Source organism: Vibrio sp. G-C-1 (genome assembly GCF_021728015.1).
Classification (GTDB): Bacteria; Pseudomonadota; Gammaproteobacteria; order Enterobacterales; family Vibrionaceae; genus Vibrio; species Vibrio splendidus.
Genome location: NZ_JAKKCR010000002.1, coordinates 394,299 through 413,195 on the forward strand (window position 1 = coordinate 394,299; position 18,897 = coordinate 413,195).

An 18,897-nucleotide genomic window follows, 5' to 3' on the forward strand; every position below is an offset into this window, starting at 1 on the left:
TTGTAATTTATTTTTACGTAAAGATATTTTATGTAAAGCAATGAATTGTAAGCTTTTCAGGATGAGTGCGTACTTAATGTGATGGGTTGATGTAACAAAATTGTTTCATTTTGGGGTTGATAAATAGCTAGGATGGTTCATAGTACACAAAAGTTAGTTTAATTGTATACAATCTGAACTGGAGGTTCGAATGGCAATTATGAAAGCGATTGAAGCAGCGGTAGAGGTGCTTAAACGTGAAGGTGTAGACATCGCATTTGGTGTTCCCGGCGCAGCAATTAACCCTATGTATGCGGCTATGAAAAAGCTCGGAGGAATCGACCACGTCTTAGCTCGTCACGTAGAGGGTGCATCCCATATGGCTGAAGGGTACACGCGCACTAATCAAGGCAATATAGGTGTGTGTATTGGTACTTCTGGTCCTGCGGGAACTGACATGATCACGGGTCTTTATTCTGCGACTGCAGATTCGATTCCAATTCTATGCATCACAGGCCAAGCGCCACGTGCTCGTCTTCATAAAGAAGATTTCCAAGCGGTCGATATTGAATCTATCGCTAAACCAGTGACTAAGTGGGCGACTACGGTGCTGGAACCTGCACAAGTGCCACGCGCATTCCAAAAAGCCTTTCATTTAATGCGTTCGGGTCGTCCGGGGCCAATCCTGATTGATCTACCGATTGATGTTCAGCTGGCTGAGATTGAGTTTGATATCGATACCTATGAACCGCTAGAACCTTACAAACCGCAAGCAACCCGCGCGCAGGTTGAGAAAGCATTAACCATGATGTCTCAATCGGAGAAACCGCTGATTGTATCGGGCGGTGGCGTGATTAATGCTGGCGCGTCTGAATTGTTGCAACAGTTTGCCGAGATCACTGGAGTTCCTGTGATTCCAACCTTGATGGGTTGGGGCTCGATCCCAGATGATCATGAATTAATGGCAGGCATGGTAGGGCTACAAACGTCTCACCGTTACGGTAACGAAACCATGCTCAACTCTGACTTTGTGTTTGGTGTCGGTAACCGATGGGCAAACCGTCATACCGGCTCTGTCGATGTTTACACTGAAGGCCGAAAGTTTGTTCACGTTGATATTGAACCGACCCAAATCGGTCGCGTGTTCTGCCCAGATTTAGGCATTGTCTCTGATGCGAAAGCAGCGCTAGAGCTAATGGTTGAAGTGGCGCAAGAGTGGCGTGATGCAGGCAAACTGCCGAACCGAAATGCTTGGGCAAGCGAGTGTCAGGAACGCAAGTCGACCATGCTGCGTAAAACCAATTTCGATGAAGCACCTATGAAACCGATGCGTGTTTATGAAGAGATGAACAAGGCATTTGGCCGTGACACTTGCTATGTGAGCACCATTGGTTTGTCGCAAATCGCTGCCGCTCAGTTCCTGCATGTTTATAAGCCGCGTAACTGGATCAACTGTGGTCAAGCTGGCCCACTAGGTTGGACAACACCAGCTGCATTGGGCGTGCGAGCTGCTGATCCAGATCGCGATATCGTTGCTATCTCTGGTGATTATGATTTCCAATTCATGATCGAAGAACTGGCCGTTGGCGCGCAATTTAACTTGCCATACATTCATGTGTTGGTGAACAACTCGTACTTAGGATTGATTCGCCAAGCACAGCGCCAATTTGATATCGACTATTGTGTACAACTGGCGTTTGATAACCAGAATGCGCCAGAGCTTGAGGGCTACGGTGTTGACCATGTTGCCGTTGTTGAAGGCCTAGGCTGTAAGGCAATTCGAGTGCGTGAACCAGAGCAAATTGCCGCTGCGTTTGAGCAAGCTAAAGAGCTGATGAACAAGCATAAGGTCCCGGTTGTTGTTGAGTTGATTCTTGAGCGAGTAACCAACATTGCAATGGGCGTTGAGATCAATGCTATTAACGAATTTGAACCGCTTGCCGAAGGCCGCGGCGATGCTCCAACGGCGCTGGCGTACAAGTAATCATTAAGTCATGTGTATCCGTAGAGCTGAGGTTTAGCTCTACGGAAAGTCTCCAATAGAGCGAGGCTTTACTACAAATAACCAGATTTTTACAGATAAAGAATAAGGACAGAGTCATGGCAAAATTTGCAGCAAACTTGTCAATGTTATTCACGGAAGTTGATTTTATGGATCGCTTTGAAGCCGCCGCAGAAGCGGGTTTTCAAGGTGTGGAATATCTTTTTCCTTACGCCTTTGATGCTCAGGCAATCAAAGCAAAGCTCGATGCTAACAACTTAGAACAAGTGCTATTCAACCTGCCTGCGGGTGATTGGGATGCTGGCGATCGTGGTATCGCGGTCGACCCAGCACGAGTTGAAGAATTTCAAGCGGGTGTACCTAAAGCCATCGCTTACGCAAAAGCGCTCGGTTGTACTCAAGTGAATTGCTTGGCGGGGATTGTTCCGCAAGGTGTGACCCAACAAGACGCGCAATCGGCGTTTGTGATTAACCTGCATTACGCGGCGAACGCGCTAGCAGCAGAAGGAATCAGCTTAGTGATAGAAGCGATCAACACCCGTGATATTCCGGGCTTCTTCTTGAACACCACAGAGCAAGCCAAAGCGATCATTAAAGAGGTAGGGAGCGATAACCTTTCTATCCAATACGATATTTATCACATGCAAATTATGGAAGGCGATCTAACGCCGACCATGCAACAAAATATTGGTCAAATCGCACACGTTCAACTGGCGGATAATCCAGGCCGACACGAACCGGGTACCGGAGAAATCAATTACCCATTCGTGCTCAATTATCTTGATGAGCTTGGTTATCAAGGCTGGGTTGGCTGCGAATACAAGCCAAAAACAACGACGACAGAAGGCCTTGGTTGGCTGCACCAGTACCGTTAATTGCGTCTGGTAACCCTCAAACGTTAAGGAGAGCAACATGTCTAAAATTGCATTTATCGGAACTGGCATCATGGGTAAACCTATGGCGAGTAACCTTCAAAAAGCAGGTCACGATTTGATTCTGTCGGATCACTTTAATGCAGCACCTGCCGACCTTGTGGCAGCGGGCGCAACGGTCTGTCATTCACCAGCGGAAGCGGCTGAAGCAGCGGATATCATTATCCTAATGGTGCCGAATACACCTCAAGTGGAAGACGTCCTGTTTGGTGACAATGGCGTCGAGCAAGGCCTCACCGCAGGTGGCGCTGCTGGAAAACTGGTTATCGATATGAGTTCAATCTCGCCAATCGCGACCAAAGCCATTGCAGCTCGAATCAACGAAGGCGGCGCGTCATACCTTGATGCTCCGGTATCAGGTGGCGAAGTAGGTGCTATCAATGCGGCGCTGACTATCATGGTGGGCGGTGAGCAAGACGCCTTTGATAAAGCACGTCCGTTATTTGAAATTATGGGTAAGAACATCACGCTGGTGGGTGATAACGGTGCAGGTCAAACGTGCAAAGTGGCTAACCAAATCATTGTGGCGTTGAATATCGAAGCCGTGTCTGAAGCGTTAGTTTTTGCTTCAAAAGCCGGTGCCGATCCAGCACGGGTACGTCAGGCGCTATTAGGTGGCTTTGCTAACTCTAAGATATTGGAAGTGCACGGTGAGCGTATGGTTGAAGGCACCTTTGACCCTGGCTTTAGAATCTCACTTCACCAGAAAGATCTGAACTTAGCACTAACGGGCGCACAAGAATTAGGTGTTGCACTGCCGAATACGGCTAATGCTCAGGAGTTGTTTGGCGAGTGTGCCGAAATGGGCGGCGAAGGTTGGGACCACTCTGCGCTTATCCAAGCGATAGAGAAACGCTCTGACCACTCGATTCGTTAATCTAGTTAACGGTTTGTCCGTTTAGTGGTTAATCAATCAACCGATTATCCGTTAATTAATTAGGGCTGCTATCGATTCGTAGCCCAACAGTTTGTTTATAAATCGCGTAGTTTCGTCTCCTTTTATACGCGTTCCTGATACGAGGCAGAGGTTGAAGTTGTTCCTTTCCAACTTGATCTTAGCAGGCACCCTTTGGCCTTGTATCGGGGTTCTTTTTTTCTCCGTCAACTAAGGAGTGGCTGATGGACATTGATGCTAAGCAGTTTCTACAAACCCTTTTCTCAAGTGCTGTTAATCAGGCGCTACCTAAAAATCACATCGAACCTTTTCTTCCTCAAGACATTTTTTATCGCTCTGCTAATCAAGCCGGGCGTACTGTGGTGATCGGAGCAGGAAAAGCGGCCGCATCAATGGCAGCAGAGCTCGAAGCTGTCTGGCAAGTTAAGCAACAACAAGATCTCGCACTGCGTGATCTTGAAGGCTTGGTGGTGACTCGTTATGAGCACACCGCCCCTTGCGAACATATCGAAGTGATTGAAGCGGCGCATCCAGTACCAGATGCGATGGGCTTAGAGGTAAGCCAACGTATGCTGCAATTGGTGAGTGGTTTGAGTGCTGACGACACGGTTATTTGCCTACTGTCAGGCGGTGGCTCTGCTTTGCTAAGTTTGCCCGGTGGTGACATCAGCCTAGCAGAGAAGCAACAAATCAATAAGGCGTTGCTTAAATCAGGCGCCGCCATTGATGAAATGAACTGTGTTCGCAAACATCTATCTTCGATAAAAGGCGGTCGACTTGCTAAAGCGGCGTATCCTGCAAGGGTTGTGTCACTGGCGATTTCGGACGTGCCGGGCGATGACATTAGTGTGATTGCATCGGGCCCAACCGTACCCGACACCACCACGCGTTTTGATGCGATGGCAATTTTAGAACGTTACCAAATAGAAACACCATGCTCGGCATTTGAATGGCTAAATAATCCAGAGTCAGAGACGGTGAAACCAGATGACGTATGTTGGAAGAACGCGGAGCACCATATTATCGCCACACCAATGTCGGCATTGGAATCCGCTGCTGCAGAAGCTGAAGGTTTGGGCATTCCCGCTTATGTGTTGAGTGATTGCATAGAGGGAGAAGCGCGAGATGTCGCGAAAGTGCATGCTGCGCTGGCCAAACAAGTGGCTAATAACAAGCACCCATTTGAGACGCCTTGCGTGATACTTTCCGGCGGGGAAACCACGGTAACCGTTAAAGGGAATGGTCGCGGTGGGCGTAACTGTGAGTTCTTGTTGAGCTTGTATAACGAGCTTAAAGGCCAAGACAACATATTTGCATTGGCTGCTGATACCGACGGGATTGATGGCGTGGAAGACAATGCGGGCGCATGGATCGCGCCTCAAACATGGCAACTAGGTTCGAGCCTGTCGCTTAAAGCGCAAGACTACCTCGATGCCAACAATAGCTACGACTTTTTCAAGCAAGTCGATGTGCTTCTTACCACGGGGCCGACGCTGACCAATGTGAATGACTTCAGAGCGATATTGATTCTTTAACTTGAACAGTTCAAAAGCACGGTATGGAATGGTCGCTTCTTAACAAATAGAGCGGCCATTTTATTGTTATCAATGCGGTGACCTTGAGTTCTGAGATTATCTTCTGGACTAATGAAGCACGTTGATTACTATGATTTTAGTAACGAGCTGTAAAGGATGCAATATGTCTAGGATCAGACAAAAGAATCAAGATTTAATCATCGAAGTCGCGTGTGAACAATTCGCCACTCATGGTTATGCCGCAACAAAAATGGCTGATATCGCAAAAGCGGCCGACATTCCCAAACCCAACGTCTTCTACTATTTCAGCTCTAAAGATAAGCTCTACAATGCCGTTCTAGAAACCGTCACTCAGCCTTTACTTGAAGCATCTCGTCCAATTGAAGATCTCAGCGATCCTGTTGAAGCCTTGTCTCAATATATTCAAACCAAACTGATCATTTCTCGCGATCATCCGCACGCCTCTAAGGTATTTGCTAACGAAGTGATGTCTGGCGCTAAAGTATTGCCGAAAGAGATTGGTGACGAACTGTATAAGCAATCCCAGATGATCCTCGATAAGTTCTCAACTTGGTCAGCACAAGGCTTAATGGATGACGTTCCTGCACACCACCTGATGTTTACCATCTGGGCGGCAACTCAAACCTACGCCGATTTTGGCTGGCAGATTTGCAGCGTGATGCAGAAAGATAAGCTCGATGATAAAGACTATGAAGATGCCGCTGAATTCATCACGCAGCTAGTGATTAAAGGGTGTGGTGTGAAAGGAAAAGCTTAGTTATTTGACCTCAAATTAATACAAAAAAGGACATCATTCGATGTCCTTTTTTGTCTGTGTTGCTTTATGGAAGGGTGACCTTTATGTGTCGCTTCGAGAAAAAATGGCGGTACAACCACAAGTGTCTGGTATTGAGTCTGAATGCGCGTTATCTATCAGTGTTGATGTCCAGCCATAACTGTCTCCGATACGATTGACGATGATTAAACCAAGGCCGTGTTCTGTTTTTGTATCATCACTCAGCCCTGCACCAGTATCAGAAACTGAAATGGTATTAGAGTGGATGATTACAGTGATTTTACCTTGCGTGGTGAATCGAATCGCGTTTTCAATGTAGTTCTTAAGCACCATATTGACGATTGGCAAAGGCATGTTAAGCGTAGTATCTGGCTCAATGTTTAACAGCAGCTCAACACCTGGAGCTAACATCGTGCGGTACTTCGATAAATCGATAGCGGCTTCATCGATAGCCGTTAGTGTCTTTTCGGTGGAAGAGTTCTCTTGTTTAACAATGTTCAGCAGTATTTCAACGGTGGCGCTCATGCCATTGGCTGCGCCGAGAATACGATTACGTTGTTTGGTTTGAAATGCTAGGTCGCTAGGCTTCATTGCTTGCAATTCGGCAGCGCCAGTCACAATCGCGATCGGTGTTTTCAATTCATGGCTCGCGTACTTTGCGAACATCATCTCTTGTTTTGCGAGACGGTCTTTCATCTTTGAGTAGCTATTGAGGTGCGAAGTGAGCATCTGCAGCTCGTCAATGGTGTTGGTCGGGACGTGGAAATTATCGGACTCATGTTTGCTGAGTTGGGTGCTGAGGTTTTCAATTGGTGCCATCAGTTGGTCAAACACCCGCTTGAGGGTAATGCGTAACACAATGATCAACCCAAGCATCAGCAAGGTTGAGGTTGCCATCAATACGCCCCAACTGTCGTCCCACAAGTCCATGTCAAAGGAGCTGATGGCGATGTAAGTCGGAATGTTTTTGCCTTGGTCTTCGAAGGAAAAGTGATAGACGACCACGCCGGGAATAAGAAAGTCATTTTCAGAGAGTCTTATTTCAAAACGTTGGCGATCCACTGTATCCAGTGCCATGGGCGGTAGTTTTTTTAGTTGGTCGGTAAAGTCGCCTTCACCATAATAAGCCGTCACGTTGTCTGAGAGCTTTAGGCTACCTTCGGGTGAAAGGCGTTTGTAGAATTGTTCTGCCACACCTTTAAATGATTTCAGGTGGCTCTCGATTTGAGCTTCTTCCTGCCAAACTAAACGAAGCGAGAACACAAAAAATACCACGCATGAAGAAACCAGTGCGATGACAGCAAAGGTGCGCATGGTGCGGATCCTGACATCCTCGATGGAGTTGCCTAGCTTGGTTCGAATTTTCATGTTTATTGCGGCTCGCTTGCAGATAAAATCAATTGAAAACCGTGTTTAGGAATCGTCTTCAACATAGGAAACTTGAATGGCTTATCGAGGACGTTTCTTAACAAATAGATATGGCTACGGAGTACATCTTTGTCTGGAATCTCATCGCCCCAAAGCATGTATATCAAGCTTTCACGAGATACGACGCCGCCTTGAGCTTTCACTAACTCTCTTAGAATTTGGAACAAGATTGGTGTCAGGGTTAGGGTTTGTTTGTCTCTTGAGGCGGTGTGGGTTTTCTCATCAATCGTTACCTCGCCATAGCTTAAGATCTTTTGAGCAACCAAGCCTTTATTGCGTTTGATCAGCGCGCAAAGACGAGCTTCCAGCTCTGGAAATTTAAACGGTTTAGTGACAAAGTCATCGGCGCCGGAATCGAAGCTGCTTAATAGGTCTTCTTGGCCATTTAACGCGGTTAGCATCAAAATCGGTGTCGTTATGCCATTTTGGCGCAATTTAGCCGCGACTTGCATGCCATTAAGCTTGGGCAACATGACATCGAGAACAATCGCGTCGAAGTCATTGTGCATGGCTAGATTAAGACCTTGTTCGCCATCAGAAGCAAAATCTGCGATTGCCTCTTTAACCTCTAAGAAGTCGGCAATAATGCCTTGTAGTTCGATATTGTCTTCAATGACTAGAATACGGCTGCGTTCAAGCATCGACTTGCTCCACTAAAATATCTGCTCTCATTAAAACGTCTGTTCCCATCAAAACAGCGACTCCCAGAAAAAATGTAGCCTACCTAAAATTATGTCGAATTTATGTCTAATTGATAGCGTTGATTAAAAAATGGAGCTTCATCAGATTCTTTTTCAATGTCGAATCGACTTCGACTTTAATTCGACAAAGCCAGTTCAACAATAGTTCACATCAATAGGTGAAGGTTGAATTATGAAAACTAAAATTATCGCGCTGGCAGCACTTCTCGGTGTCTCAACGACTCAAGTACCACTAGCTCAAGCAACAGAGCTGATCGGTCACGTTCAAGGGTTAAACAGGCACAGTGTTGTGGCTGAGGTGCCCGGTGTGGTGGAGATGAATAACCTTGAAGTGGGTGACGCCGTAAACCAAGAACAAATACTGGCTCAGATTAAAGCCGATGATTTCAAGTTTAGCGTGGATAAGGCCAAGGCCAATCTTACCCTTGCGCAGGCTGATCTAGCATTGCGAAAGGCTACATATAACCGCTATCAAGCTCTCATCAAAAAGAACAGCCTTTCAATGGGGGAGTTAGATACAGCACGTGCCGAGTTTCTCAGTGCTAAAGCTTCAGTTTCCGTCGCTCAAATCGATTACCAACAATCTCTAGTGGATCTCGAAAACACTCAAATTGAATCTCTTATCTCGGGCTACATCTCTAACAAACCCGCGCAATCTGGAGCTTGGGTAAGTGAAGGAGATTTGCTTTATGAAGTGGTCAATATCGATAAAGTCACTCTGTCATTTATGGCGAGTGAGTATGACTTAAAGCATTTCATCGTTGGTCAGGAAGTCGTGGTGTGGTCTGAAACTAACCCAGAGATAAAAATGGAAGCGAATGTGCAGCGTATTGGTGTCGAGATGCAAAATTTAACTTACCCAGTATTGGTCGAGATCACCAACCAAGGGCATCAATTTAAGCCGGGGATGTCGGTTTACGCCTCGACAGATCTTTCGGTGACAAATATAACAGCTGCTCAAACTGCATCGAACTCGAACCAAGGTAAAGGGCAGTAGAGATGAACTTTTTATCATACTTCGCGAATCGTCAGTTTTTGGCTCGCATCATTACGGTGATGGTGTTGCTGACGGGGGCTATGTCGTTAATGCAACTCAAGTTACAAGAGTACCCCGATGTCGCGATGGACACGGCGGAGATCGAAACCATCTATCCCGGCGCGACGGCTCAAGATATTGAACTGAATATCACGAATCCGATAGAGAAAGAACTTCGCTCTGTGGATGGCATTGCCTACTTTTCGTCTGAATCCTCAGAAGGGCGTTCTTTTATTGAGGTCGAATATTTGCCCGGTGAAGACGCGGCGGTGATCTTGCGAGATATTCAACAAGCCATCGATCGAGTCGGAAACTTACCAAAAGATATTGATTCGCCACCGGTTGTGACTCAACAGAAAACCTCCTCTTTGGATGTGTACCATTTTGGTGTGAGTTTATCAGACAGCAACACCGATCTTGAGTCATTACAGCACTACGCGTATCAGCTAGAAAAGAGAATCAACAACCTTGGTGGCGTAGGTTCTATCAAGCTTTCTGGATTTAACGAACGAGAGTTTTGGGTCGAAGTTGACCCTGAGAAAGCACGCCGTTACCAAGTTGCTTTTGATGATGTGAGCACCGCGATAGAGCAGCATAACCTGTCTCAATCGGGTGGCTTTGTAGAGTCATGGAGCCAAGAGCAGAAGATCGTCACCATGACCAAAGTGGCGTCGACCGGTGATGTTTCTGACATCGTAATTAAGGCGTTAGATTCAGGTCAGGTCGCGCGTGTGTCTGATGTAGCAACGGTGATTGATACCTTTGCGCGAGCAACCGAAGATCCCGTTCTGAGTGGGAAACCCGCGGTGATTTTCTCAATCACAAACAGTGGCAGTGCGGATGTCATTACCACCATCGACAGCATTAAGGCTTTGTTGGGCAAAGAAAGCGAACGCATTGGCGATCAATTCATTTTCCAGACCAGCCTCGACCTTGGCAAAGACATGGGTGAGAAATTCTCTATCGTGGCCACCAATGGTGCGATAGGTCTGGTGTTGGTTCTGCTGATCTTGAGCATGATCCTGCAACGACGCGTCGCCTTTTGGGTATCGGTTTCTATCCCGTTTTGTGTGTTCGGTGTGATGATCGTTTTGCCGATTATTGGGCTTAATTTAGACAGCATCACATTGGCTGCATTGTTGTTGGTGATCGGTATTATCGTTGATGATTCAGTGATCATTGCTGAGAGTATTTTCCAAGAGAAGGAAGCGGGTAAAAAAGGTGTTGATGCTGCGGTGTCGGGTACGTTAAAGGTGATCAAGCCGTTGATGGCAAGCCTTGTGACAACGGCTTTGGTATTTATCCCAATGATGTTTATTCCGGGCACCATGGGCAAGGCGGTTGCGGTGATTCCAATTACCGTTATTGCTGCGCTCGTGTTCTCATTCATTGAATGTACCTTAACGCTGCCAGCGCATTTATCGTTGGCGAAAGAGAGCAACTCAAAGACACAAGAAAAGGATCGATTTGAATGGATAGCGAACCACTACCGTTCGCTGCTCAGTCTCGCTCTGAGTTATAAGAAGTCAGTGATTGTATTGGCGTTGGTTGGCTTCTCCGTTTCTGGCTTTTTGGTGTCTTCGTTGAAAGTGGATATCTTCCCAACAGAAGCGGGTAAATACATTGAGGTCTACACCGAAGTGAAGGCAGGCACGCCGCTAAGCAAGGTGCGAGAAGCCCATCAGTCGATAGAGAAAGCGATTGAATCCCTGCCGGAAACGGAACTGGTTAGCTATGAATTGGTTTACTCATCACCGGTATCGCAGGGCATCATCAACCTAACGAACTTTGACCAGCGCAGCCGTTCTGCAGAGCAGATTATTACGGCGCTTAATGAAGAGTTGAAAGTGGTGTCTGATGGCATGTTTATCAAGTTCTCTATTGATGCTGGTGGTCCTCCTCCCGGCGCCCCTGTCGAGGTTCGAGTACTTGGCGGAACCGAGAGTGAACGTAATCAAACCGTGGATTTGGTGATGACTTGGCTAGAAGATTACAAAGGCGTGACCAGCATTAATCACAGTGAGGCACTGAAAGATCCTCAGCTGAATATTGTTCCTCAGTATCACTGGTTGGCGAAATACAACTTAACGGTGAGTGACTTATCGAATGCGCTGCGAGTCGGCTTTGACGGTAATAGCGTGACCTCCACTTGGCTTGGCGATCAAGAAGTCGATATCCGTGTTGTTCTGGACGAGCAATTTCGCGATATCGAGAAATTGAAAACGACTAAAATCTACACGGCAGAAGGGCAACAACTACCGCTCAGCCGACTAGCAACGGTTGAACCGATAGAAATCCCTCGTCTGATTAAGCACTATAACGGAGAGCGTGAAGTGACGGTATCAGCGGCTTTATCTGACGAGAGTATTAGTTCAGTCGCATTAGCCGATGAGCTAATCACAGAGCTTACAGGTCAATATCCATCGAGCGTGACCATTAGCGTTGGTGGCGAAGCGGAAAGTACCAATGAGACCATGAGTGGCTTTATGGTGGTGTTCCCCGCGGCAATGGTGGCGATCTACTTTGTATTGGCGGTGATGTTCAACTCATTGTTGCAACCGCTGCTGATAATGGCGGTTATCCCGTTTGCGATTATGGCCTCATTAATGGCACTCGTGGTTCACATGCAGCCGATGTCTTTGTTTGGTTTGATTGGTGTTCTAGGCATGACAGGCGTGGTGGTCAACAACTCATTAGTGTTGATTAACCGAATCAACGAGCTAAGAATCGAAGGTTTAGATGCGATAGACGCAGTGATGCAAGCTGCGGTCAGTCGCCTTCGCCCGATTGTGATGACGTCACTGACCACGGTTGCTGGCTTGCTTCCTCTGGCTTATGGATTAGGTGGAACTGACGTGTTTATGGGGCCAATGTCGCTAACACTGGGCTATGGTTTGTTGTTCTCTTTGCCAGTTGTGCTCTTGGTGATTCCTGCAATGTATGCGTTGTTCTTTTCAAGAAAGTCGTGGCTGAAACCAGAATAAAGTGAAGATAACTACAAGTAAAAACGCCGATGTATATCGGCGTTTTTACTTAGAGAGAAGGTCTAGCTTTTATAATTTGAAGCGTTCTAGGATTTGTTGTTGTTTATCGATCTCGCTCAATTGCGCATCCATACCACTGCTCATTTCTACAGCTTGTTCTGCGATTTGTTGGCTCAATTGACTGATTTGTTGTGTATTACGATTTATCTCAATAGATACAGAGCTTTGTTCTTCTGCTGCGGCTGCTATTTGATCGTTAAAACCAGAAATATGGGTGATGTTTGCTTGTACAGAACTGAGTGCTTCAGTGGCTTTTTTAGCACAAGAAATAGCGTCTCTTGCATTTGCTTCACTGACGGTTATAGCTTGTGCCATTGAGCTAGTCCCATTCTTTAGCTGGTTTATTTTGGAATGTATCTCTGTTGTTGATTCTTGTGTTTTCAAGGAGAGTAAGCGTACATGGTCAGCGACTACCGCAAAACCTCGACCAGCTTGCCCCGCACGTGCTGATTCAATCGTTGCGTTCAAAGCCAGTAAATTGGTTTGATTAGCAATCTCACTAATAACATCCAAAATACTCGTAATGCTGTTTGTTGCTTCGGTTAGGTTGTCGGATTGAGTGGAGGCATGTTTAATACTGAGCGATAAGCTTTTGATCGTTTGTTCGGTTTGCTGAACAACATCGACACTCTCTACGACATTTTTTTCAGCAAAATTGGCACTCTCTGCCGCATCTTGGGCACTTTTGGCTGTATCGCGAGCAGAAGCCGACATTTGCTCCATGGCGGTCACTAAACTTCTTAACTCTGACATCTGATGATTTACATTGAATCCTGTATCTTGTGTTGTCTTTTGAGTTGTATCTGCTTGGCTTTTCAAGGTTGACGCCACTCTCTTTGAATCCAACATTTGAACCTGCAGGTTTTCAACAAATTGGTTAAAGTTCTCTGCCAATTCAGCAAACTCGCGGTCGTTGTCTGTTTTTAAGCGATGAGTTAGATCCGCTTCGCCAGAAGCGATGTTCTTGATTGCTGAATTTAATTCTTTGATCGGTCGGAACAGGTAACCAATCACCCAATACAAGAGAATAGAAATAACGATGACCGAAATTGAAGCCATTAATATTAGGTGTGAGGTTAGGTCATTTAGGCTAGAGAAAACACGTTCTTCATTTACAAGCGCACCAATATACCAATCTTCTCCTTTCACTTTTTGTAAACTGATCAGATGCAGTGCGTCATTGAGCATAACTTCTTTTACACCCGTTTCGAGTTCTACACCTGGAGCAAACTCGGTTAAAGGCTGACCGTTGTAATCACTGTTAGGGTGAGCAATCGTTGTGCCGTCACCTGTTACCATGAAAAGGTAACCTGAGTCGAATAGGTTGGTTTGATTTACTAGTTGTGCCAGGGGGTTCAATGACACATCAAATACTACATTTCCCAAAAATTGATCATTGGGATCATTGATTGATGAAGAAACAGAAATGATCATATCGCCGGTAGATGAGTCTACATAAGGTTTAGTAACGACTATGTCATTTGATTGGCTCGCTGCGATGTACCAAGGGCGAGAGCGGACATCATAGCTTTCGTCAGGAATCCAACCATCATTCGATATGAGAAGACCATTATTCTCGTAGCCGATACCAATCGCTTGAAAGCTACTCTTCAAAGTCGAGGTCGATATTGCTTTGTACGCAAGGTCATGATTAGTAGCATCAATCATATTCAATGAATGGACTACTGAACCCACTAACTCACGGCTAGCGTTGAGTTGGTATGAAACTGTATAGCCGACGCTTTTGATTAGTTCTTGAACACTACGGTGTATATTTTCTTTAAAAGTATTGCTAGTTGCTTGTTGTTGAATTAAGCCGATACAAGTAATAACCGACAAGAACAGAAGACTGGTAGTGAGTATGATTTTGGATTGGAATTTCATTGAAAAAGTGCTGCATAGAAAGGTTGTTTTCAATGGTACAGGTCAGATGAGTGTATTTCTGTAATAAGCAATATAACCTTATATTCATTGACAGTGATCTTGCTTGTGGGATGAGCAAATTGATTTTAATACAAGTTTATACTTTGCGGGTGATGGATTTCAGCATGTAATTTATAAGAATTTCAAAGGTCTATCATCCTAATGTTTGGAAAGATTAAGTAACCTATTCACGCAATCTAAAAGAAATCGAGCCATACATTTATGGTCGGAGATTAGAATGAATACTTGTGTCGAATTTCACCAAAATTAAATGGCCTGGAACCTGGCTGTGTAGTGTTTGTTTTGTATTTCTGTGACCCGTTGTGCAATAACTCATTTATCTTGAATTCGGTTCGATTAGGTATGCCATTTTATTTAAATGACAGGTTATAGTATCGCGAAAATTGGCGGCACTTACTCTTCTGAAAAGCGAAAAGCGAAAAGCGAAAAGCTGGAAACTTATAGATGAAGCCGCTAACAATATTACACGCACAACATTAAGGTTTAGCAATGACGCTTAAAAGCTTGGCATGCACCATCAGCGCAGTTCTGCTTGCAGGTTGCGGTTCAACGGTCGCGACGCAAACATACAACGCTGATCTGATCATCACCAACGGACAAGTCCTGACTATCAACTCTGAAATGGATGTGATTGATGATGGCGTGGTAGTGGTGAAAGACGACCAGATTATCGCAGTTGGTAACGAGGATTTGATTACTCAATATCACGCCAAAAAGGTGATTGATGCTCAAGATGGAATCGTTATGCCGGGCATGGTGAACGCGCACAACCATTTACCGATGATCGCGTTTCGTGGCTTAGGAGAAGAGGGCATCTCGAACCGCTTGTTCGCTTACTTCTTCCCTCTAGAAGCCGAAAAGCTAAGCCGTGAACTGATTTACAACGCAACCAAGCTTGGCTCTATCGAACTAGCACAAAGCGGTGTAACCACTTATGCCGATATGTATTACCACATGGATGAAATGGCCAAGGCGACCAAAGAAGTTGGCTTGCGCGCCGTGCTCGGTGAAACCGTGATTAAGTTTCCAATGGTCGATGCTAAAGAACCTTACGGTGGGATTGAGTATGCCAAAGGCTTTATTGAGCAGTACAAAAACGACGAGTTAATCACACCTGCTTATGCACCACACGCGGTGTACACCGTGAGTAAAGATAAGCTGCAAGAAATCAACAAGCTGTCTGCTCAATACGATGTGCCGGTGCTGATTCACGTTGCTGAATTCCCGAATGAAGAAAAGCGCATCAAAGACGAAACCAAAGCGACATCGCCAGTTGAATACATGGATGAAATCGGTGTGCTTGATGAGCGTGTAGTGATTGCTCACGGCATCCACCTTTCAGAAAATGACCAAAAGCTTCTCAAGCAAGCTGACGCGGGTATCTCATACAACCCAATGGCGAACGCCAAAGGGGCGACAGGCATTGCGCCTGCTTGGGAGATGTATCGTGCCGACATGCGCATTGGCTTAGGAACAGACGGCCCAATGAGCTCCAATCAAGTCGATATCATGCGTACCCTGAGTTACGCAGCAAACATGCAACGTTTGAAGCATTCAGACCGCACCATTATGATCCCTGAACAAGTCATTGAGATGGCAACATTAGGCGGCGCAAAAGCCCTGCACATGGAAGATCAAATCGGTTCTCTTGAAGTGGGTAAGAAGGCGGATATCGTGATTGTAGAGACACAATCGGCGAACATGATGCCTAATTACGACCCATACGCGACTTTGGTTTACCAAGCGAACCCAAGCAATATCGACACGACCATCGTTAATGGCCAAATCGTGATGGAAAACCGAGTGATGCAGACGGTTCAATTGGATGAAATCCGCCAAAGCGTCGATGAGTTTGAAACAGATATCAAAGCGTTTGCCAAAGAGCTTTCTAAGAAGGCGATTAAGTCTAAGAGCTTGATGGATTAGGCCGTGAATCGGATTCTAAAAATCGAATAGAAGTAACAAGGCCGACATCATGTCGGCCTTTTTTGTTACGAACTCTCTCCAGAACCTTACTCCTTGAACCTCCGTTCTTTGGATGACAGCAACAGTTGGTTAATTGAGGTTGCACTTGGTTAGTTAGAGAAGCTCTTGATTAATTAGAGCAGCACTTAGCTAATTAGAGCAGCACTTAACTAATTAGAGCAACTATTGCCATTAGGGATACCGCTACCTAAGAATTCGACGCGAATCTGTTCGATATCTTTTAGATACTGGTTGTTCGCTTGCTCGGTTTTATCAAAGTTGTTAAGCGTGACATTCCATGAAGTGAATGGGGTGGGCTGGAAGTACGCGTATTCGAACTTATTCGCTACGGCGCCATCTGTAATGATGCTGATGTCGTTGGTGGTTGGATCATCAATGCGATAGTAGAACGCGCGTGACACGGGGTTAGAGCTGAACTGGTAATCTTGATTTTCGTATCGATCGGCATAGTTGCCTGAACTGGAGACACGCAGGTTGAGTTGCTTGCCATAAGGTAAGTTTTCACCCTCTAAGAACACTCGTACCGTGGATAGCCTAACGCGGTCAAACGAACAGAGTTGGACTTGCTCTAATGGAATAGAGAAGTTGAGCTGTCCGGTTGTTGCAAAGCTTTCGAGTTGTTCTGGGCTGGAAATGGTGTAGTTATCGATGGTGAAATCTTGTGGCGCGGGTTGGAAAGAAGACAGAGCATTCACATACTCACTTTCGATGGACGCCAAATCAAATTGGTAGTCCAAGTAGCTTTTGTTGAGAGAAGGCGTGATCTCGCTTGGCTTCAATGCCCAATATTCGTATGCCTGAACATAGTTAGATAAAGCAACGTACATCGGACGTTTGAAGTGCATCAATACTCTCGACAGTTCACGTTCAATCGAATCGAAGCTGTCGGTGTCTACCTGGTAACCCCCAATTGCATCATTCAGTCTTTGCTGTTGATTGATGGTTACGTTATTGGTTAACAGTAAGTCGACCAGCTTTGCTTGTTCCTGAGCAAAGTTAAGCTGGGTGATGTTAATTGCCTTACCCAGAAGCACCTGTTTCTCAAGCTCAAGTAAGTACTGTCTCGTCCCTTTAATTCCTAAGCTATCGGCATATCTTAAGTTGCTGCGGATCTCGGTGATCATCAGATCCCACGCTAGGTTGCTTTCATTGATGGTTGGGATGTTGAAGTTAAAGCCATCCATCGCTTCCGATATCTTCTGGAACTTGATAGTTGATTTAATATCCGCGGTGAGCTGAGAGATGCCAGAAATCGTTTTAGTGACGCTATCAATAATGCCCGTGACAGACTTGATATTGGTGACGAGGTTTTTCGCTTTTTCTAATGCTTCTGGGGTTTTAGCCAATTGCTCGGTTAGGTCATTGACCCCTGAAAGGTTGCCTGTGAACACGCCACTCACTGCACTGCCAATCTCGGCTATTGCTTTGAAAATCGCCAAAGCTGCGTTGAGTTGCTGCTGGGTTTTCCAATTCTCTACGCCAACTAGATAAGTCGTTCTTGCATCGAGAGTCACTAACTCCTGAGCTTTGTATTGGCTATCTACTTCGGTCAGGCTATCGCCTATCTTGTCTATGTTGGATTGGGTTTGTGTGATAATCGAGCTTTGAGCGCGAAGAACGTCTTCAATGTTAGCGAGCGCTAACTGAGCGGCTTCTATTTTGTCTTCAATGACGGTGCTTCTGTCTTGAATAATGTCCCACTGAGCTTGATACGCGACCATCGCTTTCAGATACGCTTCGTATTTATCTTGGTACAACACCTTATCGAGATAAGGCACATAGTGGCTCTCTTTGGTACTGAAGCTAATGAATTGTTTGAACGCGACGGTTTGCAAGTAAAGGTCTGAAAGGATTGGATCGTCTTCTACCACTGAACCTGAGTAGCGTAAGCTCTGTTCAACCCAGTTGATGAGGTCGAGGCTAAGTTCTGGGTTGGTATCGTATAAGCTGGCGGCCATATCAAAAGAACGATTAACAATGTCTGTAAAAGGCTCAGAAGCCAATTTCATTTGCCCAGTGATGTTCGAGTCAATGGTGGTTCTTCGGTAGTGCTCTCCTGCTAAGACAACGGATTCGCCATCACCGATTTTCCCTGTTAGAGCGTCTCGTGTAATGCTGCCATCGCTTTGGAAAGCGAGCACATTAATCGGTGTCTCTATCTCGCCCGCAATCACAGAAATTGAGGCAGCAGAGCCTTGTTGTCCGAGCACAAATGTCGGCGTGCCTTGACCAACGATTTTGCGTGCAAAAATCAGGATATTTTGATTATTTACGAGCAAGTTGAAGTTCTTTGGAACCTCAATCGTATCTGCAAAAATGACAACTTTTGAAGGCTTAGTGACATAGAGGTTTTGCTCTGCAATCCAGTCACTTAGGTTGATGTGTAAATCGGATGTTGAACGCGATAGGACGCCAACATCGGAATAGGCAGATTGAACCCAGGTTGGGTATTCGGTTGAATTGGGTAAATTGTTCAGTTCAAGCCAGTCGCTAGAAAAAGCCTGTGGAGAAAATGAAAGAGAAATAATAATAGGTAGAAGTCTCATATTTATGTCCTGTCGAAATTAGTAGTCACCAAATTTTGGGTAGCAGAAGCCGCCACCTTAATTTGCTTAAGGT

Annotated in this window: 12 protein-coding genes; 8 read left to right on the forward strand and 4 right to left on the reverse strand. The window is 45.7% G+C overall.

Going from position 1 to position 18,897, the window contains the following annotated elements; genetic code table 11:
• The first annotated feature begins 190 nt into the window (after window positions 1–190).
• The 5 genes from gcl to L3V36_RS04850 all read left to right on the forward strand — a co-directional run bounded on the left by gcl (window position 191) and on the right by L3V36_RS04850 (window position 6,121).
• A complete protein-coding gene (gene gcl / locus L3V36_RS04830; RefSeq protein ID WP_108175137.1) occupies window positions 191–1,963 on the forward strand; it encodes a glyoxylate carboligase in 1,773 nt (590 codons plus the stop codon).
• A 116-nt stretch (window positions 1,964–2,079) separates the two neighbouring features.
• Window positions 2,080–2,856, forward strand: a complete 777-nt coding sequence (gene hyi, locus L3V36_RS04835) for a hydroxypyruvate isomerase (protein WP_017075254.1) — start codon at window positions 2,080–2,082, stop codon at window positions 2,854–2,856.
• A 37-nt stretch (window positions 2,857–2,893) separates the two neighbouring features.
• Window positions 2,894–3,790: a 2-hydroxy-3-oxopropionate reductase gene (locus tag L3V36_RS04840; protein WP_017105663.1), complete on the forward strand. Its 897-nt coding sequence runs from the start codon at window positions 2,894–2,896 to the stop codon at window positions 3,788–3,790.
• Between the two features lie 242 nt (window positions 3,791–4,032).
• The gene (locus tag L3V36_RS04845) at window positions 4,033–5,343 is read left to right on the forward strand and encodes a glycerate kinase (protein ID WP_108175136.1); all 1,311 of its coding nucleotides are present in this window, start codon (window positions 4,033–4,035) and stop codon (window positions 5,341–5,343) included.
• A gap of 163 nt (window positions 5,344–5,506) precedes the next feature.
• The gene (locus L3V36_RS04850; RefSeq protein WP_102452582.1) at window positions 5,507–6,121 is read left to right on the forward strand and encodes a TetR/AcrR family transcriptional regulator; all 615 of its coding nucleotides are present in this window, start codon (window positions 5,507–5,509) and stop codon (window positions 6,119–6,121) included.
• A gap of 81 nt (window positions 6,122–6,202) precedes the next feature.
• Here the strand turns inward: L3V36_RS04850 and L3V36_RS04855 are convergent, their stop codons facing one another.
• A complete protein-coding gene (locus L3V36_RS04855) occupies window positions 6,203–7,453 on the reverse strand; it encodes a HAMP domain-containing sensor histidine kinase (RefSeq protein ID WP_208774602.1) in 1,251 nt (416 codons plus the stop codon).
• A gap of 56 nt (window positions 7,454–7,509) precedes the next feature.
• Complete coding sequence (locus tag L3V36_RS04860; protein ID WP_208774365.1) at window positions 7,510–8,208, reverse strand: response regulator transcription factor; 699 nt, start codon at window positions 8,206–8,208, stop codon at window positions 7,510–7,512.
• 232 nt (window positions 8,209–8,440) lie between these two features.
• Here L3V36_RS04860 and L3V36_RS04865 point away from each other — a divergent pair, with 232 nt between their 5' ends.
• Both L3V36_RS04865 and L3V36_RS04870 read left to right on the forward strand, forming a co-directional pair.
• Window positions 8,441–9,265 carry an efflux RND transporter periplasmic adaptor subunit gene (locus L3V36_RS04865; RefSeq protein WP_208774363.1) on the forward strand — a complete coding sequence of 275 codons (825 nt, stop codon included), beginning with the start codon at window positions 8,441–8,443 and terminating at the stop codon, window positions 9,263–9,265.
• A 2-nt stretch (window positions 9,266–9,267) separates the two neighbouring features.
• Window positions 9,268–12,288, forward strand: a complete 3,021-nt coding sequence (locus L3V36_RS04870; protein WP_208774361.1) for an efflux RND transporter permease subunit — start codon at window positions 9,268–9,270, stop codon at window positions 12,286–12,288.
• A 69-nt stretch (window positions 12,289–12,357) separates the two neighbouring features.
• Here L3V36_RS04870 and L3V36_RS04875 read toward each other — a convergent pair whose 3' ends face one another.
• Window positions 12,358–14,232, reverse strand: a complete 1,875-nt coding sequence (locus L3V36_RS04875; RefSeq protein WP_208774359.1) for a methyl-accepting chemotaxis protein — start codon at window positions 14,230–14,232, stop codon at window positions 12,358–12,360.
• A gap of 549 nt (window positions 14,233–14,781) precedes the next feature.
• Here L3V36_RS04875 and L3V36_RS04880 point away from each other — a divergent pair.
• Entirely contained in the window at window positions 14,782–16,218 is a 1,437-nt protein-coding gene (locus L3V36_RS04880) for an amidohydrolase (RefSeq protein ID WP_208774357.1), read from the forward strand.
• Between the two features lie 209 nt (window positions 16,219–16,427).
• Here the strand turns inward: L3V36_RS04880 and L3V36_RS04885 are convergent, their stop codons facing one another.
• Window positions 16,428–18,824: a hypothetical protein gene (locus tag L3V36_RS04885; protein ID WP_208774355.1), complete on the reverse strand. Its 2,397-nt coding sequence runs from the start codon at window positions 18,822–18,824 to the stop codon at window positions 16,428–16,430.
• Window positions 18,825–18,897: the final 73 nt, after the last annotated feature.